24 protein-coding genes are annotated in these 23,473 nt (G+C 65.5%); 18 read left to right on the top strand and 6 right to left on the bottom strand.

What is annotated here, in order from left to right:
- The first annotated feature begins 9 nt into the window (after positions 1–9).
- The 6 genes from ACSS7Z_RS03620 (at position 10) to glmS (ending at position 7,465) form a co-directional block, all read left to right on the top strand.
- Positions 10–1,185: an ABC transporter substrate-binding protein gene (locus tag ACSS7Z_RS03620; protein WP_438253117.1), complete on the top strand. Its 1,176-nt coding sequence runs from the start codon at positions 10–12 to the stop codon at positions 1,183–1,185.
- The gene (locus ACSS7Z_RS03625) at positions 1,182–2,921 is read left to right on the top strand and encodes an ABC transporter permease (RefSeq protein ID WP_438253118.1); all 1,740 of its coding nucleotides are present in this window, start codon (positions 1,182–1,184) and stop codon (positions 2,919–2,921) included. The genes ACSS7Z_RS03620 and ACSS7Z_RS03625 overlap by 4 nt, the downstream gene beginning before the upstream one ends.
- On the top strand, positions 2,918–3,955 hold the full coding sequence (locus ACSS7Z_RS03630; protein WP_438253119.1) for an ABC transporter ATP-binding protein: 1,038 nt from the start codon (positions 2,918–2,920) through the stop codon (positions 3,953–3,955). Before ACSS7Z_RS03625 ends, ACSS7Z_RS03630 begins: the two co-directional genes overlap by 4 nt.
- Positions 3,952–4,509 (top strand): histidine phosphatase family protein, encoded by a 558-nt coding sequence (locus ACSS7Z_RS03635; protein WP_438253120.1) that lies wholly within the window; start codon positions 3,952–3,954, stop codon positions 4,507–4,509. Before ACSS7Z_RS03630 ends, ACSS7Z_RS03635 begins: the two co-directional genes overlap by 4 nt.
- 100 nt (positions 4,510–4,609) lie before the next feature.
- Positions 4,610–5,563 carry a type I pantothenate kinase gene (coaA, locus tag ACSS7Z_RS03640; RefSeq protein ID WP_438253685.1) on the top strand — a complete coding sequence of 318 codons (954 nt, stop codon included), beginning with the start codon at positions 4,610–4,612 and terminating at the stop codon, positions 5,561–5,563.
- A 60-nt stretch (positions 5,564–5,623) separates the two neighbouring features.
- The gene (glmS, locus tag ACSS7Z_RS03645) at positions 5,624–7,465 is read left to right on the top strand and encodes a glutamine--fructose-6-phosphate transaminase (isomerizing) (RefSeq protein WP_438253121.1); all 1,842 of its coding nucleotides are present in this window, start codon (positions 5,624–5,626) and stop codon (positions 7,463–7,465) included.
- 125 nt (positions 7,466–7,590) lie between these two features.
- On the opposite strand, the gene ACSS7Z_RS03650 is transcribed toward glmS, so the two are convergent.
- Entirely contained in the window at positions 7,591–8,421 is an 831-nt protein-coding gene (locus tag ACSS7Z_RS03650; RefSeq protein WP_438253122.1) for an endonuclease domain-containing protein, read from the bottom strand.
- A gap of 264 nt (positions 8,422–8,685) precedes the next feature.
- Here ACSS7Z_RS03650 and ACSS7Z_RS03655 point away from each other — a divergent pair, with 264 nt between their 5' ends.
- From ACSS7Z_RS03655 to ACSS7Z_RS03695, 9 genes are read left to right on the top strand one after another with little or no spacing between them, the layout of a single operon-like run.
- Positions 8,686–9,045, top strand: coding sequence for a holo-ACP synthase (locus tag ACSS7Z_RS03655; protein WP_438253123.1), 360 nt, complete (start codon positions 8,686–8,688; stop codon positions 9,043–9,045).
- Entirely contained in the window at positions 9,042–10,148 is a 1,107-nt protein-coding gene (alr, locus tag ACSS7Z_RS03660; RefSeq protein ID WP_438253124.1) for an alanine racemase, read from the top strand. The genes ACSS7Z_RS03655 and alr overlap by 4 nt, the downstream gene beginning before the upstream one ends.
- The gene (tsaE, locus tag ACSS7Z_RS03665) at positions 10,145–10,630 is read left to right on the top strand and encodes a tRNA (adenosine(37)-N6)-threonylcarbamoyltransferase complex ATPase subunit type 1 TsaE (protein WP_438253125.1); all 486 of its coding nucleotides are present in this window, start codon (positions 10,145–10,147) and stop codon (positions 10,628–10,630) included. The genes alr and tsaE overlap by 4 nt, the downstream gene beginning before the upstream one ends.
- 53 nt (positions 10,631–10,683) lie before the next feature.
- Complete coding sequence (gene tsaB, locus ACSS7Z_RS03670; RefSeq protein WP_438253126.1) at positions 10,684–11,307, top strand: tRNA (adenosine(37)-N6)-threonylcarbamoyltransferase complex dimerization subunit type 1 TsaB; 624 nt, start codon at positions 10,684–10,686, stop codon at positions 11,305–11,307.
- Positions 11,304–11,897 carry a ribosomal protein S18-alanine N-acetyltransferase gene (rimI, locus tag ACSS7Z_RS03675; protein ID WP_438253127.1) on the top strand — a complete coding sequence of 198 codons (594 nt, stop codon included), beginning with the start codon at positions 11,304–11,306 and terminating at the stop codon, positions 11,895–11,897. The genes tsaB and rimI overlap by 4 nt, the downstream gene beginning before the upstream one ends.
- Entirely contained in the window at positions 11,894–12,979 is a 1,086-nt protein-coding gene (gene tsaD / locus ACSS7Z_RS03680; protein WP_438253128.1) for a tRNA (adenosine(37)-N6)-threonylcarbamoyltransferase complex transferase subunit TsaD, read from the top strand. The genes rimI and tsaD overlap by 4 nt, the downstream gene beginning before the upstream one ends.
- Positions 12,976–13,446, top strand: a complete 471-nt coding sequence (locus ACSS7Z_RS03685; RefSeq protein WP_438253129.1) for a hypothetical protein — start codon at positions 12,976–12,978, stop codon at positions 13,444–13,446. Before tsaD ends, ACSS7Z_RS03685 begins: the two co-directional genes overlap by 4 nt.
- Positions 13,447–13,450: 4 nt before the next feature.
- Positions 13,451–14,071: a hypothetical protein gene (locus tag ACSS7Z_RS03690; protein WP_438253130.1), complete on the top strand. Its 621-nt coding sequence runs from the start codon at positions 13,451–13,453 to the stop codon at positions 14,069–14,071.
- Positions 14,046–15,197, top strand: a complete 1,152-nt coding sequence (locus ACSS7Z_RS03695; protein ID WP_438253131.1) for a hypothetical protein — start codon at positions 14,046–14,048, stop codon at positions 15,195–15,197. The genes ACSS7Z_RS03690 and ACSS7Z_RS03695 overlap by 26 nt, the downstream gene beginning before the upstream one ends.
- A gap of 12 nt (positions 15,198–15,209) precedes the next feature.
- Here the strand turns inward: ACSS7Z_RS03695 and ACSS7Z_RS03700 are convergent, their stop codons facing one another.
- Positions 15,210–16,397 carry a THUMP-like domain-containing protein gene (locus ACSS7Z_RS03700; RefSeq protein ID WP_438253133.1) on the bottom strand — a complete coding sequence of 396 codons (1,188 nt, stop codon included), beginning with the start codon at positions 16,395–16,397 and terminating at the stop codon, positions 15,210–15,212.
- 158 nt (positions 16,398–16,555) lie between these two features.
- On the opposite strand from ACSS7Z_RS03700, the gene groES reads away from it, so the two are divergent.
- From groES to ACSS7Z_RS03715, 3 genes are all read left to right on the top strand, one after another.
- Positions 16,556–16,852, top strand: coding sequence for a co-chaperone GroES (gene groES / locus ACSS7Z_RS03705; RefSeq protein ID WP_028502311.1), 297 nt, complete (start codon positions 16,556–16,558; stop codon positions 16,850–16,852).
- Between the two features lie 172 nt (positions 16,853–17,024).
- The gene (gene rarD, locus ACSS7Z_RS03710) at positions 17,025–17,936 is read left to right on the top strand and encodes an EamA family transporter RarD (protein WP_438253134.1); all 912 of its coding nucleotides are present in this window, start codon (positions 17,025–17,027) and stop codon (positions 17,934–17,936) included.
- Positions 17,937–18,045: 109 nt separating this feature from the next.
- Positions 18,046–19,308: an ABC transporter substrate-binding protein gene (locus tag ACSS7Z_RS03715; RefSeq protein WP_438253135.1), complete on the top strand. Its 1,263-nt coding sequence runs from the start codon at positions 18,046–18,048 to the stop codon at positions 19,306–19,308.
- 62 nt (positions 19,309–19,370) lie between these two features.
- On the opposite strand, the gene ACSS7Z_RS03720 is transcribed toward ACSS7Z_RS03715, so the two are convergent.
- From ACSS7Z_RS03720 to ACSS7Z_RS03735, 4 genes are all read right to left on the bottom strand, one after another.
- Positions 19,371–20,081 carry an ABC transporter ATP-binding protein gene (locus ACSS7Z_RS03720; protein ID WP_438253686.1) on the bottom strand — a complete coding sequence of 237 codons (711 nt, stop codon included), beginning with the start codon at positions 20,079–20,081 and terminating at the stop codon, positions 19,371–19,373.
- A gap of 71 nt (positions 20,082–20,152) precedes the next feature.
- Positions 20,153–21,115: an ABC transporter ATP-binding protein gene (locus tag ACSS7Z_RS03725; RefSeq protein ID WP_438253136.1), complete on the bottom strand. Its 963-nt coding sequence runs from the start codon at positions 21,113–21,115 to the stop codon at positions 20,153–20,155.
- Positions 21,105–22,082 (bottom strand): branched-chain amino acid ABC transporter permease, encoded by a 978-nt coding sequence (locus ACSS7Z_RS03730; protein ID WP_438253137.1) that lies wholly within the window; start codon positions 22,080–22,082, stop codon positions 21,105–21,107. The genes ACSS7Z_RS03725 and ACSS7Z_RS03730 overlap by 11 nt, the downstream gene beginning before the upstream one ends.
- A 3-nt stretch (positions 22,083–22,085) precedes the next feature.
- Complete coding sequence (locus tag ACSS7Z_RS03735) at positions 22,086–23,438, bottom strand: ABC transporter permease subunit (RefSeq protein WP_438253138.1); 1,353 nt, start codon at positions 23,436–23,438, stop codon at positions 22,086–22,088.
- Positions 23,439–23,473: the final 35 nt, after the last annotated feature.

A 23,473-nucleotide genomic window follows, 5' to 3' on the forward strand; every position in this document is an offset into this window, starting at 1 on the left:
GGAACGATCATGACCTGGCAACCGCTCCGCAGCCCGATCACCGCCGCCACCGCCGTCCTCGTCGCCTGCGGCCTGGCGGTCACGCTCGCCGGATGCAGCGCACCCGCAGCATCCGCGCCGTCCGCCGATGTCGACTGGGATGCCCTCACGCACGATGAGCTCGTCGACATGGCCACCGACGAAGGCGAAGTCGTCGTCTACGCCTTCACCAGCCGGATCGCCGCCATCGAGGAATCGTTCGAGGCCGAGTACCCCGGCATCGACGTCGTCGCCAGCGACATCTCCTCCAGTGAGCTCATCACACGACTTGCGACCGAGCACACAGCCGGCAGCGCGACGGCCGACCTCGCCTACGTCTCCGACGCCCCCGTCGTCGTCACCGAGCTTCTCGCCGATGGCGTACTGCTGCCATACCTCCCCGCACGTGTAGCCGAGGCGCTGCCGTCCGAGCATCAGGCTCCGCTGGTCGCGAACCGCCTCTCGACGAAGGTGCTCATGTACAACGAAGAAGCGCACCCTGACGGTGCGCCAGTGTCGAATCTCTGGGAGCTCACCGAGTCGGAATGGGCCGGTAAAGTCGTGCTCGTCGACCCCAACGTGCGTGGCGATTACCTCGACCTTGCCACGGAGTTCTCGCTGCGCGCCGACGAGATGGCGGATGCATACACCGAGCACTTCGGTGAGGAGATCGCTCTCGAAGACGGTATGCCGGATGCCGGACTGCAGTTCTTGAAGAACCTCTACGCCAATGACGCCGTGCTCGTCGATGACACCGACACGGTCAATGCCGCCGTTGGCGCAACGGGGCAGGACGCTCCACCCGTCGGGTTCACGTCGTACTCCGACCGCCGCGATAACGAAGAGGAAGGCTGGGCGCTGCAAGTGGCCTCAGGTGTCGCTCCCGCGCCCGGGATCGTCTTCCCCGCGTACCTCGGCGTCACCGCCGGGGCGGAGAACCCGGCCGCTGCCCGTCTGCTCATCGACTACATGATGGGTGACGACAGTTCCACCGGAGGAGCCGGATTCGAGCCGTTCTACGTCGCGGGCGACTATCCGACCCGCACGGACATCGATACACCCGCCGATGCTCTGAGCCTCGACGAGCTGGGCGCTTGGCAGATCGACCCGGAGGCCTCGGCCGAGCACCGCTCCGACGTCGCGGACTTCCTTCTCACGATCCAGTGAGTGCTTCCATCCGCGTGCGCGCGGCGGTGCGCCGGCCCATTCTGTGGCTGGCCATCGCCGTGCTCGCGGTACTCGTCATCCTTGTCGCTTTGCCACTGGCGGGGCTCACGGCGGCCACTGTCGGAGAGGACGCCGACGGAGCCTGGGGCGATGTGCTCGCCAGCCCGATGTCGGCGGCGCTGTTCTGGCAGCCGCTGGGCGGTTCGCTGCTCGTAGGCCTCGGAACCGGAATCATCGCCACCGTTATCGGCGCCTTCCTCGCCTGGATCGTCGTCATGAGCGACGTGCCTGGTCGCCGGGTGATCGGCGTTCTCGCCGCCATTCCGTTCGCGCTGCCGAGCTTCGCGATCGCACTCGCCTGGGAGAGCATCTTCCGCAACGACCTGATCGGCGGTAGCACCGGACTGTTGTTCTCGCTCGGTGTTCCGGTGCCGGACTGGCTCGCCTGGGGTCCGGTTCCCGTCATCCTCACCCTCGTTGCGCACTACTACTCGCTGAGCTTCGTCGTCATCGCCGCAGCTCTCTCGAACGTTGGGGGAGATCTTGTCGCCGCCGCCGAGCTAACGGGAGCCTCCCGTACTCGCGTCGCCGCGCGCATCGTCATCCCCGCTGTGACACCGGCCGTGCTCTCCGGGTTCCTCCTCGCCTTCGCCGAAGGCGTATCGAACTTCGCCGTCCCCGCGCTGCTGGGACTCCCGGTGCGGTTCCAGACGCTGAGCACACGCCTGTACGGAGCGATCTCCACAGGCGATGCCGAACGTGGCTATGTGCTCTCGATCCTGCTCATTGTCGTCGCCGGCATCATTCTCTTCGGCGGCAACCGGATCACCGGAGGTCGGTCGTTCTCCACCATCACCGGCAAGGCCACCCGTGCACGCGTCACTCGAACGGGCGGTTGGAGGGCGCCGTTGGCGACGACTGCGTGGGCAACAGTCGTGATCACCGCGATCATTCCCGCCATCGTGCTCATTGTGAGTACGTTCCTGAGGCGCACGAACAGTTTCGACGGCGGATTCACACTCCATTACTGGATCGGGGAGTCCGATCCGTCGATCTCGCACGGCATGCGCGGCGTGCTACTTGACCCCACCGTGCTGCAGGCGCTCGGAGGAACCCTCGGGCTCGGGGCAGCCGTCGCGATCGGGGCGGTTCTCATCGGACTGGTCGCCGCATACGTCATCCGGAGGATGCCGCGGGCGCGCACAATGAATGGCGCGATCAATCTGCTGGCGTATGTGCCCTTCCTCATTCCTGGCGTGGCACTCGGAGCGGCGTTCATCGCGCAGTTCGGCGCGCCGATCGGGCCCTTTGGATCGCTGTACGGCACGTTCGGCATCCTTGTGCTTGCCGGCATTGCCGCGAGCATCCCGTTCGCGTTCCAAACGGCGAAGTCCGCGCTCGGGCAGGTTGCACCCGAACTCGACGAAGCCGCCGTGCTTACGGGGGCAGGTGGTCCTCGCCGCCTCGCGCGCATCACGATTCCGCTTGTGGCGAGGGGACTTGCAAACGGCGGCATCCTCGTCTTCGTCACCATGGTGCGCGATCTCTCGGTCGTCGTGCTGCTCGTGACGCCGGCGACCCCGCTGCTGTCGATGATGACCTTCCGCTATGCCTCGGAGGGCTTCGCCCAGCAGGCCGGTGTCATCACCCTGATCATCGCGGCCATCTCAGTGGCGGCGACCCTGTGCGCGCGTTCGCTCGAAAAGAACCGCTCTCTTGAACGGAAGATCTCATGACTGAAATCACCATCGATCGGCTCGGCAAGCGCTTCGGAGCACAGGATGCCGTCGCAGATCTGTCGCTGAAGATCCCCTCCGGCGCCTTCCTTGTGCTGCTCGGCCCGTCAGGTTGCGGTAAAAGCACGACGCTGCGGATGATCGCCGGTCTCGAGGACCCAACCAGCGGCAGCATCTCGTTCGAAGACCGCGTAATCGCGGACGGGACCCGCGGAATCAGCGTCCCGCCCTCGAAGCGGGGCATCGGCATGGTATTCCAGAGCTATGCGCTCTGGCCGCACATGACGGTGAAGCAGAACGTTGAGTGGCCGCTCACCGTTGCCGGATGGTCGCGCCGAGATCGTGCTTCGCGGGTGGAAGCGGTTCTCGAATCATTGGAGATCGCGCATCTGGCCGATCGCACACCGGCGCTGATCTCAGGCGGGCAGCAGCAGCGTGTGGCCATAGCCCGCACGATCGCACCCCGTCCGCAGGTGGTGCTATTCGACGAGCCCCTGTCGAACCTCGACGCGCGCCTGCGAGTCGAGACGCGTTCTGAGCTCGGCCGCGTGCACCGTAGTAGCGGCGCGACGAGCGTGTACGTCACGCACGACCAGGTCGAGGCGCTGGCGCTCGCCACGCACATCGCGGTGATGAACGGTGGGCGGCTCGAGCAGTTCGGCACACCCACGGAGCTGCTGGAGGCTCCCGCCACGATGTTCGTCGCCTCCTTCCTGGGAAGCCCCGCAGCGGTCCTCCTGCCCAGGAGTGCTGAGATCATTCTCGACACCGCGATGACGCTCCCGGCGGATGCCGCACACCTCATGTTCCGCCCGGATGAGGTCGCCATGCATCCGCAGGGGACGCTTGATTTCGAGGTCGTCGAATCCACGCCGCAGGCGGGACGACACCTGGTCACCGGACGCGTTGCTCCTGAGGCAGGACATCGGATCACCGTGGTCAGCGACCGGGCAGCGATTCCGGGGGAGAGCACTCGCCTTCGATTCCCGGAGAGACCGGCGGCGTGCTTTGGTGCGGACGGACAGCGACTGTGACGACACTGCTACTCGTCCGACACGGAGAGACCGACTGGAATCGTCAGCAGCGAATGCAGGGAAGGACCGACATCGATCTCTCCGAGCAAGGTCGCGCAGAGGTCACGGCGCTCGCGGAGATCATCGCACCCTGGAACCCGCAGACCGTGGTCGTCTCACCGCTCACCCGCGCACGCACCACAGCCGCGCTGCTGAGCGATGTCCCACCCATCATCGACACAGCGTGGATCGAGCACAGTCTCGGTGAATGGGAAGGCGCGACGCCGCAGATGATCGGTCCCGCCTACCACCAGTGGCGCGAGGGCATGCTCATTCCTCCGGGCGGTGAACCGGCGGAGGCGATCCGTGCCAGGGTATCTGGCGCTGTGCGTAGCGCGGCAGCCCATCCGGGACCGGTGTTGGTCGTTACCCATGGCGGCACGATCCGTGCGGTGCTGGATCGTTTCGTTGGACTCGGTGCCAGCCGCATCCATCCCGTCGCAGCACCCAGCCTCACTGTCCTTGACGTCGAAGGAGATGCGGCGCGACTTCGGCAGTTCAACGTCGGAGCGTGATGTCGAGGTGCTCGGTCGCTGCTGCCGGCTGCTGCCGGCTGCTGCCGGTGTAGAAGCGTTATGACTCGGAGCGATGGTCCAGGGCATCCACGCCGATACGATGGATGCCGTGACTACCGCCGACCCCACGCTGCCACTGTCGCCGTACCGCGAGATCGGACGTGCGGAGTGGGCGCGATTGGCCGAGGGCCTGGATCAGCCGCTGAGCGAGACCGAGGTCGTCGAGATCCGAGGGATCGGAGACCGCCTCAGCCTCGATGAGGTGCGTGAGGTCTATATGCCGCTGAGTCGTCTGCTCAGCCTGTACGCGACGGCGACGAAGCGACTCGGTGCGGCTACCAGTGATTTCCTGCAGGAAGATGACGTCACGACCCCGTTCGTGGTCGGCGTCGCAGGATCCGTCGCGGTGGGAAAGTCGACGATCGCACGTCTACTGCGTGAGCTGATGAGCAGGTGGCCGGGCACGCCCCGGGTCGAGCTCGTAACCACAGACGGTTTCCTCTACCCGAACGCTGAGCTTGAACGGCGCGGGCTGATGGACCGGAAGGGCTTCCCCGAGTCCTACGACCGGCGCGCGCTGCTGGAGTTTCTCACCGAGGTGAAATCTGGTGCACCCGAGGTGCGGGCACCCTTCTACTCGCACATGCGCTACGACATCGTCCCCGATGCACGCGTCGTCGTGCGCCGGCCCGATGTCGTGATCGTCGAGGGGCTGAACGTGCTGCAGCCGCCACCCGCGCCGAACGACGTCGCCGTCAGTGATCTGTTCGATTTCTCAGTCTTCGTCGACGCCGATGTCGCGCACGTCGAGAAATGGTACGTCGACCGCTTCCTCGCGCTGCGCAAGGGCGCGTTCAGTAACCCGTCGTCGTACTTCAACGTGTTCGCCCATCTCACTGACGATGAGGCACGCGCCACCGCGCTCGGATACTGGAACGACATCAACATGCCGAACCTCGTCGAGAACGTGATGCCGACTCGGCATCGGGCGAGCCTTGTTCTGAACAAGGGTGCCGATCACTCAGTCGAGAGCGTGCTGCTGCGCAAACTCTGACCACACTGCCGCAGGGTTCGTTCGGGCGACTCGCAAAATATCGCGTTTATTCTGTACTTTATGTGTGGAATCGTCGGATACGTGGGGCCGCGCCCCAGCCAGGACATCCTTATCGCCGGCCTTGCACGGTTGGAATACCGTGGCTACGACTCCGCTGGTATCGCCATCATCGATGGTGACGGCCACCTCGGCATGCGAAAGAAAGCCGGCAAGCTCAGTATGCTGCGCGAATCGCTCGCTGATTCGCCGCTGAGTGACGGCAACACCGGGATCGGCCACACGCGGTGGGCGACCCACGGCGGACCGACCGACGTCAACGCCCACCCGCACCTCGCCGATGGTGACAAGCTCGCCGTCATCCACAACGGCATCATCGAGAACTTCGCAGCTCTGCGCGAAGAGCTGCTTGCTGCGGGCGTCGAGTTCCGCAGCGAAACCGACACCGAGGTCGCCGCCGCGCTCCTCGGCCAGGAATACGCGAAGACCCCCGACCTGCAGACCGCTTTCCAGAACGTTGTGAACCGTCTCGAGGGCGCCTTCACTCTGCTCGCGATGCACCAGGACCACCCCGACCTCGTCGTCGGCGCTCGCCGTAACTCTCCGCTGGTGATCGGACTCGGCGAGGGGGAGAACTTCCTCGGATCCGACGTTGCCGCTTTCGTCGAACACACCCGCAAGGCCCTGGCGATCGGCCAGGATCAGATCGTCTCGATCACACCCGCCGCGGTTACCGTCACCGACTTCGCGGGCACGCCCGTCGAAGCCGAGCCGTTCGACGTCTCCTGGGATGCTGCCGCCGCAGAAAAGGGCGGATGGTCCTCCTTCATGGCGAAGGAGGTCGCCGAGCAGCCCGAGGCTGTCGCGAACACCATTCGTGGCCGCGTTCAGGACGGACAGGTCGTCATCCCCGAACTCGAGGGGCTCGATGACCTCTTCAGTGGCATCAACCGGGTGATCATCACCGCCTGTGGCACGGCATCCTATGCAGCCCTCGTCGGAAAATACGCCATCGAGCAGTGGGCCCGCATCGCCACCGACGTCGAGCTCGCGCACGAGTTCCGCTACCGCGACCCGGTGATCGGCGACGACACGCTCGTCATCTCGATCAGCCAGTCCGGCGAGACCATGGACACACTCATGGCCGTCAAGTACGCGCGCGAGCGCGGCGCCCGGACGCTGTCGATCTGCAACACGCAGGGTGCGACGATTCCGCGCGAATCGGATGCCGTCGTCTACACCCACGCCGGCCCCGAGGTCGCTGTCGCATCCACCAAAGCGTTCTCTGCGCAGATCACGGCGCTGCTGCTGCTGGGCCTGCACATGGGTCGTGTGCGCGACACGCTGACCGATGAGACCGCCGTCGAAGAGCTCGCCACCCTCCCCGAGAAGATCGCTCGGGTGCTGGAAGAAGAGCACGACCACGTCTCGCAGTTGGCCAGCTGGATGGCAGATACCCGTTCGGTGCTGTTCCTCGGCCGCCACGTGGGCTATCCGATCGCGCTCGAGGGTGCGCTCAAGCTCAAGGAAATCTCTTACATCCACGCCGAAGGCTTCGCTGCAGGTGAGCTCAAGCACGGTCCGATCGCGCTGATCGAGCCCGGCCAGCCGGTGTTTGTGATCCTGCCGTCGCCGCGTCACTCGGCGCTGATCCACTCGAAGGTCGTCTCGAACATCCAGGAGATCCGCGCTCGCGGCGCCAAGGTGATCGTGGTTGCCGAAGAGGGCGATGCCGCAGTGCTGCCCTTCGCCGATGAGGTCATCCGCATTCCGCTCGCCGGCGCAATGTTCGAGCCGCTCCTCACCGTCGTTCCGCTGCAGATCTTCGCCATGGCACTGGCCACGGCCAAGGGACTCGACGTCGACCAGCCGCGCAACCTGGCCAAATCCGTCACCGTCGAGTAACCGGGTCGGGTGCGGCCGCGCTGCTGGCCGCCCGGGCACACTTGTCGGTCGATTCCACGGATGTTTGCCGGAATCAGGTGGCTGCGCAGGCATCCGTGTTTTCTGACTGACATCCGTACCTGTCGTCACGCGCGAGCGCGCGCGATCGCTGGCAGAATGGCAGCGACGACCAGATCCCAGTTGTGCAGGATCATCGCGTAGTCGAAGTGCAGAGTCTCGTATCCCAGAACGGATGCCGCGGCATCCCGCATCAGGTCCTTGTGGCGCTTCGCGCCCGTGTGGTTGTCTTTGCCATCTGCCTCGAGGATCACACGTCCACCGATCACGAAATCCACGCGGCCGACCCCATCGATGGCTACTTGGCATTCGAGCTGGATACCGAGCAGATGCAGGCGAAGCCGCAGAAGCGATTCCAGGCCGCTCTCAGCGTCAGCGCGTGCCAGATCAAGCAGCCAGCCTGCGGTCTTGGGCAGCTCACGACGGATACGTGCCCGGTCGGTCGCGGAGATGAGTCGCTTGTTCCATGCCGATTCGTACGCGGCGAAGAACGCCTCTTGGCTCAGGCACCGGTACGCATGGACGAGGGCCGCGGCGACCGGGGCGAGTCCGAGTTCGGCGCGGCCGGGAGAGTAATGCACCACGCAGACGCATCGCTCATGCGGATGGCTGCGGCCCGCCGCGCCCATCCAGACGTGAACCTCGTCGTCTGGATCGGGCAGAATCCATATTCCGTGGAAACGAAGCGCTGCGTTGCACGTGAGCGCTCCGCCATGCGCTGCGGCGGATACGACTCTCGCGTCTGCCGTCGGGATGGCGAAAACACCGGGACGGACCCTGTGGATGCTGCCGATTCGCACGTCGGCAGCAAGCTGTTTTCGCGTACATCCGAACTGCTGAAGGAAAGTGCCGCGAGCGATGCCGCCGAAACGGTCAAGGAGGACTGCAGGAGGAAACATGTCCCGAGCGTGCCGGAACTGCGGCCTCGAACGAGGCCGAAACGGGCGATTGTGGACAAAACGGGCATAGCCCGAGATGTGCAGAACTGGTCAGGCCGCGGGTGGCTCTGGTCCACTTGTCGGTGGATTTCCACACCGGTCAGTCCAATTCCCCCGAATCTCCTGGCATCCGTAGAGCCGAGCCGACATCCGTGCCGGCGCCACCGCGCCGCCGGCCGCCCGGGCGAAATCTGTGCCAGGCCACTGCGCGAGTAGGCTGGAAGCGTGATCATCGGCACCGGCATCGACCTCGTCGACATCCCGCGGTTCGAGCGCACGATGTCCCGGACACCGCGGCTCATGGAGCGACTCTTCGCCCCGTCGGAGCGTACGCTCCGGCTAGCTTCGCTTGCCGCGCGTTATGCCGCCAAAGAGGCTCTGATCAAGGCTCTGGGCGGCTCCGACGGTGTGCACTGGACCGAGATCGAGATCGCATCCGAAGAGTCCGGCAAGCCGCACTTCGTGCTGTCCGGCACAACAGCCGAGGCCGTGGCCAGTCGGGGCATCCTGAACCTGCACCTGACCATGTCCCACGATGCTGGTCTTGCCACCGCCTTCGTCGTCGCTGAAGGAGCGCCGCTGTGACTGTCCCGTTCCGCGAAGCGACCATCGAATTGGATGCGATCGCCGATAACACCCGGCACCTGCGCCGACTCACCGGCACCGAGGTCATCGCCGTCGTGAAAGCCAACGCCTACGGACACGGTGCCGCTTCCAGCGCCGTCGCAGCGCTCTCCGGCGGAGCCACCCGCCTCGGCGTCGCCGAGGTGCCCGAGGGCATTGACCTGCGTCGGCAGGGCGTCAACGCCCCGATTATGGCGTGGCTGCACGAGCCGGGCCAGCGATTCGATCTCGCCGCCGCGAACCGCATCGAGGTGGGAATCTCCTCGTTCGACCAGCTGGAAGCCGCCGGAGCCGCAGCCGGCGTCGATAGCCCCGTCGGCGTGCACCTGAAGCTCGAGACGGGTCTGTCCCGCAACGGCATCGCACCCGCTGACTGGGGGCGAATCTTTGCTGAGGCCGCGCGCCTCGAGCGCATCGGCCGGGTCCAGATCATCGGCTTGTTCAGCCACCTCTCCAACGCCTCGGCTGCTGACGACCGGGCCGCGCTCGCCCAGTTCGACGAGGGGACGGCTGCCGCGGCAGCCGCGGGTGTCCGACCTCAGATCCGGCACATCGCGGCCACCGCGGCCGCCATCGATCTGCCTGAAACCCGCCTCGATGCCGTCCGCATCGGGATCGGCCTCTACGGGCTCTCGCCGTTCGACGACCGCTCCTCAGCCGATCTCGGCCTTCGCCCCGCTATGACTCTCCGCGGCGCTGTCGCTGCGGTGCGCCGGGTCGGGCCCGGCGCCGGCGTCTCCTACGGATACGACCACCGAACCGACCGAGAGACCACCCTGGCGTTGATTCCGCTCGGCTATGCCGATGGCATCCCGCGCCAAGCATCCGGACGTGGACCCGTGTTGATCAACGGTCGCCGATTCCGCGTCGCCGGACGCATCGCGATGGATCAGTTCGTCGTTGACGTCGGTGATACCTCCGTGGCGGTGGGCGATGAAGCCGTGCTGTTCGGCGACCCGACGTTGGGTGCGCCATCGGCCACGGACTGGGCGGATGCCGCCGGCACGATCAACTATGAGATCGTCACCCGCATCGGCAACCGGGTGCCGCGGAGAAACGCATGAGCGTCGACCCGGCATTCCTCGGTCGCCGCGAGATCGCCACCGCGGACGACATGGAGCGTCTCGGCTTCGTCATGGGGGAGCAGCTCGAAGCAGGTGATCTGCTGGTGCTCACGGGTCCGTTGGGTGCTGGCAAGACGACTTTCACGCGTGGGCTTGCTGAAGGACTCGGCGTGCGCGGCCCTGTGCAGAGTCCGACCTTCGTCATTGCTCGCACCCACCCCTCGCTCGTCGGGCGCGCACCGCTCGTGCATGTCGACGCCTACCGGCTGGGATCGGCCGCGGAGCTCGACGACCTCGATGTTGACCTCGCGCATTCGGTCGTCGTAGTCGAGTGGGGTCGTGAGATGGCCTCGTCGATCGCCGATTCCTGGTGGGACATCGAGCTGGAGCGGCCCGTAGGCGTCGCCGACGACGGTGTCGCAGACGAGGATCTGGATGCCGATGCCCCCCGAATCGTGACGATCGAGCGCGTCGAGCGCTGAACGCGTGAGCCAGTCGCCAGGCTCCCGGTGCCAGCGCCGACTACCCTGGAGAGGTGATCCTTGCCGTCGATACTTCCCTGGGCACTGCCGTCGCTCTGATCGATGCCGATGGGCGTCTGCGAGCGGATGCCTCGAGCCCTGACCCGCTCGGGCACGCCGAGGTCATCGGCGCGCTCCTCGAGCGGGCGCTGTCAGAAGCAGATGCGGCGGATGTCACCCAGGTCGTCGCGGGCATGGGCCCCGGCCCCTTCACTGGCCTGCGGATCGGCATCGCCACAGCCCGAGCTTTCGCGCTCGCCCGCGGCATCCCGGTCATCGCGGTGCCCAGCCATTTCGGTGCCGCGCTCGCAGTGATCGAGGCAGAAGCTCCGGACACCCCCTTCGCGATCGTGACGGATGCTCGCCGCCGAGAGGTCGCGATCAGCGTGTTCGACGGCCTCGATGCCGACGGCATCCCGAACCTCACAGCACCCACGGTGCTCGTGCCTCGCGCCGATTCGGAGGAGCGGCTCAGCGGCATCCATGCCATTGAGGTCGCAACCATCGATGGCGCCGCGCTCGGCCGCGTCGGCATCCGTGCCGCGAACGCCGCACGCGTGCTGACCGGCGCTGAGCCGCTCTACCTCCGCCAGCCGGATGTCACCGTTCCCGGCGCTCCGAAACGAGTGAGCTCGTGACCATCCGTATCGCGACTCCCGCTGATCTGGACGCGATCATGGCGATCGAGAACGCATCGTTTCCCACCGACGCGTGGAGCAGCGAGTCGATGGCAGCGGAACTCGCCACCGAGCACAGCCAGTATCTCGTCGACGAGGATGCCGGCGACATCATCGGATACGCCGGCCTCCGTTCGATCCGCGGGAATGCGGATGCCGACATCCAGACGATCGCGTTACTCGAAGCACGCAGGGGAGAGGGCCGCGGCCGCGCGCTTCTGCGTACGCTGCTCGCCGAGGCATCCGCTCGCGGAGCCCGGGAAGTCTTCCTGGAGGTTCGCGCTGACAACCCCGGTGCGGAGGCGCTCTATCTCTCGGAGGGGTTCGATGAGATCGCCCGCCGCCCCCGGTACTACCAGCCGGAAAATGTGGATGCGATCGTGATGAAGCTCGACCTGCGGGCGTGGGCGGATAGGGCTGCCGCTGCCGCTGCCGCTGCCGCGCCGCACGCTCGGGCGGAAAACGCACCCATGGGCGGAACTTCAGCGGAGATTTCTCCGCCCAACAGCGCGAACTCCGCCCAACAGTGTGACGAGGAGAAGACAGCATGAGCGAGCCACTGGTCCTCGGGATCGAGACGAGCTGCGACGAGACCGGCATCGGCATCGTCCGTGGACGCACGCTGTTGTCGAACACGATCGCCTCGAGCATGGATGAGCACGCCCGGTACGGGGGCGTCGTGCCCGAAGTCGCCGCCCGCGCGCACCTCGAAGCGCTGCAACCCTTGATCGAGGCGGCGCTCGCCGAAGCTCAGGTACAGCTCGCCGACCTCGACGCGATTGCGGTCACCAGCGGTCCGGGCCTCGCCGGCGCACTCATGGTCGGAGTCGGAGCGGCCAAGGGCCTGGCCGTCGCGCTCGGCAAGCCGCTCTACGCGGTGAACCACCTCGTCGGGCACATCGCCGCAGACATCGTGACCCCCGATTCCGAACCACTCGAGTACCCGACGATTGCACTTCTCGTCTCCGGTGGACACACATCGCTGCTGCACGTGCGCGACCTCACCACCGACGTCGAACTGCTGGGCGAAACGATCGATGACGCGGCTGGTGAAGCATTCGACAAGGTCGCCCGACTGCTGTCGCTGCCGTATCCGGGCGGCCCGCAGATCGACCGGGTGGCTCTCGACGGCGATCCGAAGGCGATCCGTTTCCCGCGCGGGCTGTCGAAGGCCTCGGACATGGAAAAGCACCGCTACGACTTCTCCTTCTCCGGATTGAAGACCGCCGTCGCCCGCTGGGTCGAACGCTGTGAGGCCGAAGGTAAACCGGTGCCGGTTGCTGATGTGGCAGCGAGCTTCCGTGAAGCCGTCATCGATGTGCTGGTGACCAAGGCGCTGGCCGCCTGCGCCGACCTCGGGGTGCCTCGCCTGCTGCTCGGCGGTGGCGTGATCGCGAACAAGCGGCTGCGCGAGGTTGCTCTCTCCCGTGCGGCGGAAGCGGGCGTCACCGTGCGTATCCCGCCGCTGTCACTGTGCACGGACAACGGTGCGATGATCGCCGCGCTCGCTGCTGACCTCATTGCTTCCGGGCGTCGCCCTTCGACGCTCGCATTCGGGGCGGATTCGACGTTGCCGGTCACCGAGATCCAGGTCGCCGAGCGAACGGATGCCGCGCACGAGGAAGCCGCATGAGCGAGCCCGGCGATCAGCCCAGCGATCAGCCCAGAGTTGAGGAGCCGAGCTCAGAGGTTGAGCGGCCGGCCGGCACAGCGCGGATGCCCGGAGCGCCGCGCGAGGGTTACACGACGCTGCCCACGGGCCCTGTCGGCATAGAGCCGGTCGTCGCCAGTGGTCCGGCCGACACCGCGGGTATGCCTGCGGTGCAGTGGGCTCCGAACGACGCGGTGGTCAGCGATGACAATGCGCGCCTCGCGCCCTGGGCGCTTGTCGCAGCAATCGTCGCCCTGGTCGCGTCGTGGTTCGTGGGTTGGGGCATCCCGCTGGCGATCGTCGCGGTGGTAGCCGCGATCATGTCGCTGCGTCGTCCGGTCGAGAACCGCGCGATTGCGCGGTGGGCACTTGTGCTCGGGATCGCCGCCACGATCTTCAGCCTGGGCTGGTTGATCTGGGCCGCCATGCAGTTCGAGACACTCGGATAAACGGATGCTGAGCGCCGACGAATTCGCAGAACTGCGGATGCTTGAGGCGCAGGTGTATCGGCAGGATGGTGATCTGTCAGCGGAGCAGATCGCGAGGTTGCGAGACCTGGAGCGGCGCCGCGATACCGGGCCGTCCGGCGGCGCATCCGGTGCTGATCTATCTGGAAGCGCACCGCCGCAGCCGTCTTCGCGCATCCGGATGTGGCGCGCCGTGCTCGCAGTCATCGCCGTCTTCGCTGTGGGCATCGGCGTCGGCTGGACGCTGTTCGGACGTGCGGACAGTTCATCGATCGGATTAACGCAGGAGCAACGGCTGAGAGGGGATGAGCTCGTCGCTGATGGCGGCTATGACGCGAACGCGCTGCGGGCGATGATCGCACACGACGACGTGATCGTCTGGCTCGCGATGACCGACGGCGGCGATACGCTGTGCCTCATCGTCGATGATGGCCTCGACGCAACCACTGCGTGCAGCGATGAGGATCGGGTGGCATCCGACGGGCTCGCCGTGGTGCACCGGATCGACGGCGACGGCTACACCGACGAGGCGTACGCCACGCTGCTGCTCACCGCTGGACGGGAGCCGGCCGTGCACCTGGATGTGCACCGAAGCCTCGACGGGTGACATGATCGGACGGATGCTGGACGAATCAGAGACCGCGCAGCTGCGGTCGCTTCAGAAACGTGCGTACGGACGCGGTGGTGGGCTGGCCGCCGAGGATGCGGCGCGCCTGCACGAGCTGGAGTCGAAGCTGCGCCCACGCGTCGCGGCGCCTTCCGTCGCGGCGCCTTCCGTCGTGGAGCCTGTGGAGCGCGCAGCCCCGGTCTGGGGCGCGGAGGCTGTGGAGGCGCCCGCGGGGTCCGAGGTGCCGGACGGGTCCGAGCTGCCCGAGGAATCGCCGAATCCAGAGCCTGAAGCATCCGCACCATCCCGACCAACCCGCGGTCGCCGGCGACTCGCACTCGCCGCTGTCGGGGCCCTGCTCATCGGGATGGGGGTCGGATGGACGCTCTGGGGCTGGAACACGGCCGAGTTCGCCCTCGCCACCACACACTCCGAGAAACGCGCCGAACTGGAGAAATCCGGTGACTACGACCCGGGAACCGTCGCCGCGCTGTCGGAGAGTCATGGAGTGGTCATCTGGCGTGCAGAAAGCCAAGAGGGCGAGCGGACGTGCATCATCGTCACGACGCCGGTGCAGAAGCAGAGCGGATGCGCGGAGCTGGATCAGAGCAACCTGGGGGCCGCCAACGTCTCCATCACGGTGCCGGAGGGCGATGAGGCCGAGGGGCAGATGCTCAATGTGTTCCTGCTGCTATCGGCGAATGGGGAGGTTGTCCCCGCGATCCAGCTCTGGAATCCCGAAGACCACAACTGGGAGTCGCAGTTCAGCGAGGAAGAACGCGAAGCCCTCGACCGCGTAGAAGCAGCAGGTTTCGATCGAAATTCGCTCAGTATTCTCGGCTATGACGGCGAGAGGCCGATCTGGACGAGTTGGGGCAACGAGATGTGCCTGATCGTGGAATCTGATGCCGGCATCGCGTCGGGCTGTTCATCGACCGCGGAAATGCCCATGACGGACTTGGTCGTCACGGCACCCGTCGGCGGCATCCCGACACAGTACATCGTGCATCAGACCGAGACGCGCGGTCAGCAACTCACGATCGTGAAGGTTCCCGGCACTCGAGTCGAAGTCACCGAAGGCGAGCAGGTCGAGATCGACGACAAAACCGGGGACATCAACGAGTGAGATGACTCCGGCTCATACCCGGTCGGCGAGGATCGCCATCCGCTTGTCGCCCGTGCGCGTGAGGATCAACGTCGCCGACTTCGTTCCCTTCAGATTCAACTTCTTGCGGAACGCGGCGGGATCGATGTCCATCCCGCGCTTCTTGATCTCCAGCGTGCCGATGTCGCCGGCGCGCAGCACCGCGTTGATGGCCTTCGGGTTCGCAGCGGTCACCTCGCGCACGCGGAACGACTGCACGAACGGGCTCGTCAGCGCCGCATCTCCGGTGATGTAAGCGATCTTCTCGTCCAGCATCCCGGCTTCCAGGCTGCGTGCCACGTCGCCGATCAGACGTGCGCGGATGACCGCGCCATCGGGCTCGTGCAGGAATGCGCCGAGTTCACGGACGTCGGCGTCCTCAGCATCCGCCCCGCCGGTGAGCTCATGCGACTCGTCGCCGCGGATCACCAGCGCCGCACGGCGGACACCTTCGCGAGCGAGCACGCCAGACCAGAGCACGAGTTCGACGACGCTGCCGTCAGCACTGACCCACTGCGCCTCGGCGTCTGCCGGAAGCGACTCACGGTCGTGCCCGGGGCCGAGTTTGATGCCGGTCGGCACCCGCGATGCGAGCTCGAATGCCCAGTCCAGTGACGGGGAATAATCGGATGCCGTCACCCGCCGCGTCTCGCTGTGACCGGCAGTCCGGCGTGCGGGGTCGAGCCACACTGCGTCGATGCCGGTGAGATCGGTGGTCTCGGCTGTGCTGTGTTTGACGGTCGCTTCATCGCCGAATGGAGCGAGGTTGTACGCGGCGATGGCTGCGGTCACCTCATCCGCATCGACGGCCAGCACGCTCAGCCCTGCACCGGCGAACGCGAGTGCGTCGCCGCCGATGCCGCAACCGAGGTCTGCGACCCGGGTGATGCCGGCGCGGCGCATGCGTCCGGCATGGCGTGCTGCAACTCCCAGGCGGGTGGCCTGTTCGAAGCCTGCTCTGGTGAACAGCATCCGCTCGGCGAAGCCACCGAATTTCGCAGCACCCTTTGCGCGCAGATGCGCCTGCCCGACGACAGCGGATACGAGATCGGGGGAGTGGCCCGCCGCACGCAGGCGGGAAACGGTCTGCGCCACATCCGCCGTCGACTCGATCGTGCCCACCTCGTCGAGCAGCCGGAGGCCATCGGGGGTGAGTAGGGCAGTGAGTTCGGACATGTCCACGGGACCAGCCTACGAGGTGTGTCCGTCGGGTCTGTGACGACAAAACTGGCACTCGCATTGCGTGAGTGCCAGCCGACCGCATACACTTGGGTTAGCACTCTCGGGTTGAGAGTGCGAACAAGTCTTTCGTGTCAGCGTCAAGAAAGAAGAGGTAGACCGTGTCGGTTTCCATCAAGCCGCTCGAAGACCGCATCGTCATCCAGCAGGTCGAGGCCGAGCAGACCACAGCAAGTGGCCTGGTCATCCCTGACACCGCCAAGGAGAAGCCCCAGGAGGGCGAGGTTGTGGCCGTTGGCCCCGGCCGCATTGACGACAACGGCAACCGCGTTCCGATCGACGTCGCCGTCGGCGACCGCGTTCTGTACAGCAAGTACGGCGGCACCGAGGTGAAGTTCGGCGCCGATGAGTACCTCGTGCTCTCGGCTCGCGACGTCCTCGCAGTCGTCGTTCGCTGAGCGTTTCAGTAAAGCAAAGAAGGGCCCGGATGCTTCGGCATCCGGGCCCTTCCGCGTCCCCGCCCCCACCCCTTGCGAGTGGGCGCTGGTGGCTCGATTTTCGTCAAATTATGAGCCACCAGCGACCACTCGCAAGGGGTTAAGGGGCGGAGGGGGCGGATAGGGTGAAGGGATGGGAGCAAGCCGCAGCGGCATCGCCTACACCGTCGGCGCCTATCTGCTCTGGGGTGTGCTGCCGCTGTACTTCCTGATGCTCGTGCCGACCGGCCCATGGGAGGTCGTCGCGTGGCGGGTGCTGCTGTCGTTCGTCTTCTGCCTCGTGCTGCTCGCTGTCACACGCGGCTGGGCGTCGTTGCGGGCGATCATCCGGCAGCCGCGGCTGCTGGGGTGGACGGCGCTCGCCGGAATCCTCATTTACGGCAACTGGCAGGTGTTCCTGATCGGAACCCTCAGCGGGCAGGTCATCGAGACGAGTCTCGGGTACTTCATCAACCCGATCTTCACGGTGCTGCTGGGCGTCTTCGTGCTGCGCGAGCGCATCTCAAAACTGCAGTGGACCGCGATCGGCATCGCCGCCGTCGCGGTTGTGGTGATCATCATCGCCCACGGACGGTTCCCCTGGATCGCACTGTCGTTGACGGCATCGTTCGGCCTTTACGGACTCGTCAAGAAGCAGATCGGCTCGGCGGTGGATGCTGTCAGCGGACTGACCATGGAATCTTTCTGGCTGATCCCGGTCGCCGCGGTCACACTCATCATCGTCGGCAGTACCGATGGCATCACCTTCGGTGCCGTGAGCGTCTGGCACACGGTGCTGGTAGCCGGTGCCGGTATCGCCACAGCAGTGCCCCTGCTGTGTTTCGCTGCCGGTGCCAGGCGGATCGATCTGACCCTGGTGGGAATGTTCCAGTTCATCACCCCGGTCATGCAGTTCCTGGTCGGTTGGGCGCTGTTGAAAGAGCCGATGCCGACCGAACGGTGGATCGGGTTCGCCATCGTCTGGGTGGCGATCGGCGTGTTCCTCGTCGACCTCGCTCTGAAGAAGCAGCGTGGCCGCCGCGCGGCCCCAGCCGCGCTGATCTGAGGATTGTTGCGGGACCGAGACAGAAGCATCGACTGTCCGCACATACAAGAGATTAGGGTGATAGGCACCCGAAGGTGGTTATCCACGTTCAGTTACGCAAAGGAGCAACATGAACGCTATGAAGGGCTCGCGATCCGCGAGGATCTTCGCGGGGCTTGCGCTGGCAAGCGCCTCCGCACTGGTCATTGCCGGGTGCAGCAGCACCCCAGCCGAGACGCCCACAGACAATGGCGGCGGTGAAGACAAGCCGGCGGCGGTCGACCTGACGCTGAAGCTCGGCTCTTTGTTGCCGGCGTCCGGAACGCTCTCGTTCCTCGGCGCTCCGATGGAGGCCGGTGTGCAACTCGCCGTCTCGCAGATCAATGAGGCGGATGCAGGCATCACCGTCGAACTGTCGACCGGTGATGAAGGCGACCTCGACAACAAGGCCTACGAGACCTCGATCGCCAAACTGCAGAGCGCTGGCATCACAGCGATGGTTGGTGCGGCTTCCTCCAGCGTCTCCAAGCTCATCCTCGACGGCAACGTCGGTGCCGGTATCGTCACGGTGTCGCCGTCGAACACCTCGGCGGACTTCACCGGCATCGACCCGATGTATTTCCGTACCGCTCCCAGTGACAATCTGCAGGGCGAGGTGCTGGGCAACCAGATCGCTGAGGATGGCAACACTACTCTCGGCATCCTCTACCAGAATGACCCCTACGGTACCGGCCTCGCAGAGGCCATCGGGGCGACCTTCGCATCCGCCGGTGGCGAAGTCGTCGCAGAAGCGTCCTACAACCAGGGCGACGGCCAGTACAACGCCCAGGTCGACACCATTGCCGCGGCGAACCCCGACGCGGTCGCTATCGTCTCGTACGACCAGTTCGCAACGATCGCCCCGCTGCTGGGCAACGCGGGCGTCGACACCGGCAAGCTGTACCTGGTCGATGGCAACCTGAAGGACTGGCCTGACCTCCCAATCGACCTGACCGGTTCCAAGGGAACGCGTGCGGGAGCCGAGTTGCCCGATGACTTCATCGACCAGCTCAACGAGATCTGGACCGCTGAGGGCAATGACCCGATCGACGCCGTCACGTACTCCGCTGAGGCGTACGACGCCACGATCCTGATCGCGTTGTCGGCGCTGTCCGCGCAGTCTGTCGAGGGCGCCGACATCGCCGGCAAGATGCGCGAGGTCTCGGGCGGTGAGGGCGAAGGCGAGAAGTGCAGCACTTTCGCTGACTGCGCCGCGATCATCAACGACGGCGGCACCGTCGATTACGAGGGCCTGTCCGGCTCGGTCACGTTCGATGAGAACAACGACCCGAAGGGCGCAGCCATCGGCGTCTACGAATACGGTGAGGGCAACCTACACACCCGCATCAAGTAACACGCGGAGAAGAGAACGGCCCCGGATGCGACGCATCCGGGGCCGTTTCACTGTGGCGCTGGTCAGGCGGCGTCTTGGCCGAGCGTTCCCAGGTACAGGCCGATCACCTTCGGGTCGTTGAGCAGGTCACGTCCGCTGCCCTCATAAGCGTCGCGACCCTGGTCGAGCACGTAGCCGCGGTCGCAGATCTGCAGGCAGCGGCGAGCGTTCTGCTCGACCATGATCGTCGTTACGCCGGCCTTGTTGATGTCGGAGACGCGGATGAAGGCGTCATCCTGGCGCACCGGCGAAAGCCCTGCCGAGGGCTCATCCAGCAGCAGGACGGAGGGGTCCATCATCAGCGCGCGAGACATCGCCACCATCTGACGCTCGCCGCCCGACAGGGATCCGGCGCGTTGCTTCAACCGTGAGCCGAGCTCCGCGAAGATCTCCGTGACGAACGCGAGGCGTTCGTTGTAAATCTTCGGGTTCTGATAGAGCCCCATCTGCAGGTTCTCGGCGATGGTCAGCGACGGGAAGACGTTGTTGGTCTGCGGAACGAAGGCGACCCCGCGGGCAACGAGCTTGTCGGCTTTGAGACCGACGATGCTCGAACCGTTCAGGGTGATCTCGCCCTCGCGCACCTGCAGCATGCCGAAGATCGCCTTCAGCAGCGTGGACTTTCCCGCACCGTTGGGGCCGATGATGCCGACCAATTCGCCCTTGTGCGCGACGAGGTTCGCACCGTTGAGGATGTTGACGCCCGGGAGATACCCGGCGTGCACGTCCTTCATCTCGACGACGATGTCGCGATCATCGGGCGGGGCAGCGTCGCCGATCTGCTGGCGGACGTGCGAAGCATCGGTCATGATTTCTCCCCTTCATCGAGCTCAGCCTCGGCTTCGGACTCGATTTTTTCACGGATGCGGCTTGCCTCGGCATCCGATACCACCGCGATGCGCCCGGTGACCTCGCCGAGGTCCACGTCCTGGTGAGCGCCGAGATACGCATCGATCACGGCCTGATCCTCCATGACCGTCTCCGGTGGCCCTTCCGCGACGACGCGGCCCTCGGCCATGACGACCACCCAGTCGGCGATGTGGCGCACCATATGCATATCGTGCTCGACGAACAGCACGGTCATACCGCGGTCCTTCAACCCGAGAATGTGATCGAGCAGGGACTGCGTCAAAGCGGGGTTGACGCCGGCCATCGGCTCGTCGAGCATGACGAGGTTGGGATCGCTCATCAGCGCCCGCGCCATCTCCAGCAGCTTGCGCTGACCTCCCGAGAGGGAGGCGGCGAAGTCCTTCTCCTTGGCATCGAGTTTGAACAGCGTGAGCAGCTCTCGGGCCTTGACCTCGATCTCGGCTTCCTTCTTGCGCCAGATCACGGGAAACAGGCTGGCCCAGAATTTTTCACCGGGTTGATCGGGGGAGCCGAGCTTCATGTTCTCCAGCACCGTCAGCAGCGACAGTGCCTTTGTGAGCTGGAAGGTTCGCACCTGCCCCATGCGGGCTACCTTGAACGACGGGATGCCGGCCAGGCTCTTGCCGTTGTATTCCCAGGTGCCAGCGTTGGGCTTGTCGAAGCCGCAGAGCAGGTTGAACAGGGTGGTCTTTCCCGCACCGTTCGGCCCGATCAGGGCGGTGATCGCGCCGCGGGGGATCTCGAGATGGTCGACGTCGACGGCGACGAGTCCGCCGAAGCGGCGCTCGATGGCATCCACGACGAGGATCGGGTCAACCTTGGCGACTCCGGGGACAGCCTCGCCCTTGGCCAGGCCCGTTGACTTCTGCCGTTTGACCGGCGTGCTTTCACTTGACAAAGGTCATCTCCCTCTTGTCTCCGAGGATGCCCTGCGGGCGGTAGATCACGATCAGCATGAGCGCGACACCAGCCAGGATCCAGCGGACGACCTCGGCCTGGGACGCCGTCATCGGCAGCAGGCCGTTGCTCGCCAGTTGTGGAAGCAGGTTGCCGAGGAACGCGAACAGCACCCAGAACAGCACCGCACCGAGAGTGGGGCCGAACACGGTGGCCGCTCCTCCGAGCAGCAGCACGGTCCACAGGAAGAACGTCAGCGATGTCGAATAGCTGCCGGGCACCACTGCCGAGGGCAGCACGAAGACCATGCCACCGGCAGCGCCGATCACACCGCCGACGACGAGCGCCTGCATCTTGTATGCGAAGACGTTCTTGCCCAGTGAGCGCACGGCATCCTCGTCCTCACGGATGCCCTTGAGTACACGGCCCCAGGGGCTGCGCATCAGGGCCCACACCAGCAGAATTGCGATGGCCAGCAGGATCAGGCCGAACACCCGGTCCCACAGTTCAGTGGCGTTGTACGTCCAGGGACCGAAGCCGTAGGTCCCCTCGGGGAACGGGTTCGCCGAGCGGAAGCTGGCGTGGTATCCGGTACGCCCGCCTGCCGCTCCCGTCCACTCCTCGAACAGCCTCGTCAAGAACAGTAGTCGCACCACTTCCGCTGTCGCGATCGTGGCGATGGCGAGGTAGTCAGCGCGCAGCCGCAGCGTCGGGATACCCAGCAGCAGGGCGAATACGGCGCCACCAAGGAGGCCGATGAGCATGCCGAGCCACCATGGTGCTCCGAACACGAGGACGGGAATCGTATAGCCGTAGGCGCCCACGGCCATGAATGCCGCCATGCCGAAGTTGAGCAGACCCGCATAGCCGAAGTGCACGGCAAGCCCGGTGGCCGCCAGCGCGTACGCGATCGTGACGGGGCTGAAGATGTATGCGGCGGTGTTGCCGAAGATCGATCCGAAGTCCATATGTCAGCCCAGCCTTTCCTTGCGCCCGAGCAAGCCCTGAGGCCGCACCAGCAGGATCACGATCAGTGCGACCAGCGCGGTGGCGTACTTGAGGTCGGAGGGAACACCCAGCAGCGTCGAGACCTCGACGGCGATGCCCACGATGAGGGAGCCGATCAGAGCGCCGATCGCCGAGCCGAGACCGCCCAGGGTGATCGCGCAGAAGATCAGCAGCAACATCTGCATGCCCATGTCCCACTTCACACCAGGCCGGAAGTACGTCCACAGAACGCCGGAGATCGCCGCCAGCGCGCCGGCGACGATCCAGACGATGCGTACGACCTTGTCGACGTCGATTCCGGATGCTGCCGCCAGCTGTGGGTTATCGGAGATCGCCCTCGTCGCCTTGCCGATGCGAGTGCGGGTGAGGAAATAGGCCATGCCGAGGATGGCGGCGAGACTGATCCCCATACTGATCAGGTCGATGTACGACAGGGTGATCGGTCCGAACTGCATCGGCGTCGGGCTTGCCCCCGGAAGTTGATGGGTACCGCCGCCAACCATGTACTGCAGCACATATCGCAGTGCGAGCGACAGTCCGATGCTGACGATCATCAACTGCACGATGCCGAGGCCGCGTCGGCGCAACGGACGCCAGAGTCCGGCATCCATGGCTAAGCCCAGCGCACCACCGCCGATCACCGCGGCGATGAGACCGGCCCACAGCGGAAGCTGCCAGAAGGATGTGAACAGCACCGCGACGACGCCACCCCAGGTGACCATCTCACCGTGTGCGAAGTTCGACAGCCTGGTCGTGCCGTAGATGAGGGCCGCGCCCATCGCGGCGAGCCCCAGCAGCAGACCGAAGTTGATGCCGCCCACCATGCGGGAGATCAGCTGATCGATGAAGGAGACCGTGACCCGCTCGCCCTCACCGAGGAACAGGTTGATGATCTTGGTTCCGGTGAGCCCGAACTCGGCTTCGAACGAACCGCTCGTGCCCTCGACCGCTGCGACGCCCTCGGGGAGTTTGGTCTGATCGACGATGACGCCCTCGGGCAGCGTGTCCTCATCGACGGCGAGGGTGTACTGCTCCTTCTCGGGCACGTACAACCGCCACTTGCCGTCGGCATCCGTTTCCGTCTTCGCATCGAAACCGTTGCCGTCCACAGCGACGGTGACGCCCTCGATCGGCGTGCCTTCGAAGGTGATGTTGCCGGCGAAGTAGAAGTCTGTCACTTCCTGGCCGTCGTCGGTCGTGTCTGCCACAGCCGTGCCGGACGGAATCCCGACCAGCACGAAGATGACTGTCAGCGCCGCCAGCAGCGCCCACAGGGTGTTCTTGGGGCGCTGAAGCGCCGATGATCTGAGTCCCACGCATCCTCCACATTGAGTGCCCTCGCGCAGCCGTC

Source organism: Microbacterium wangyouchuni, from assembly GCF_051546305.1.
Taxonomy (GTDB): domain Bacteria; phylum Actinomycetota; class Actinomycetes; order Actinomycetales; family Microbacteriaceae; genus Microbacterium.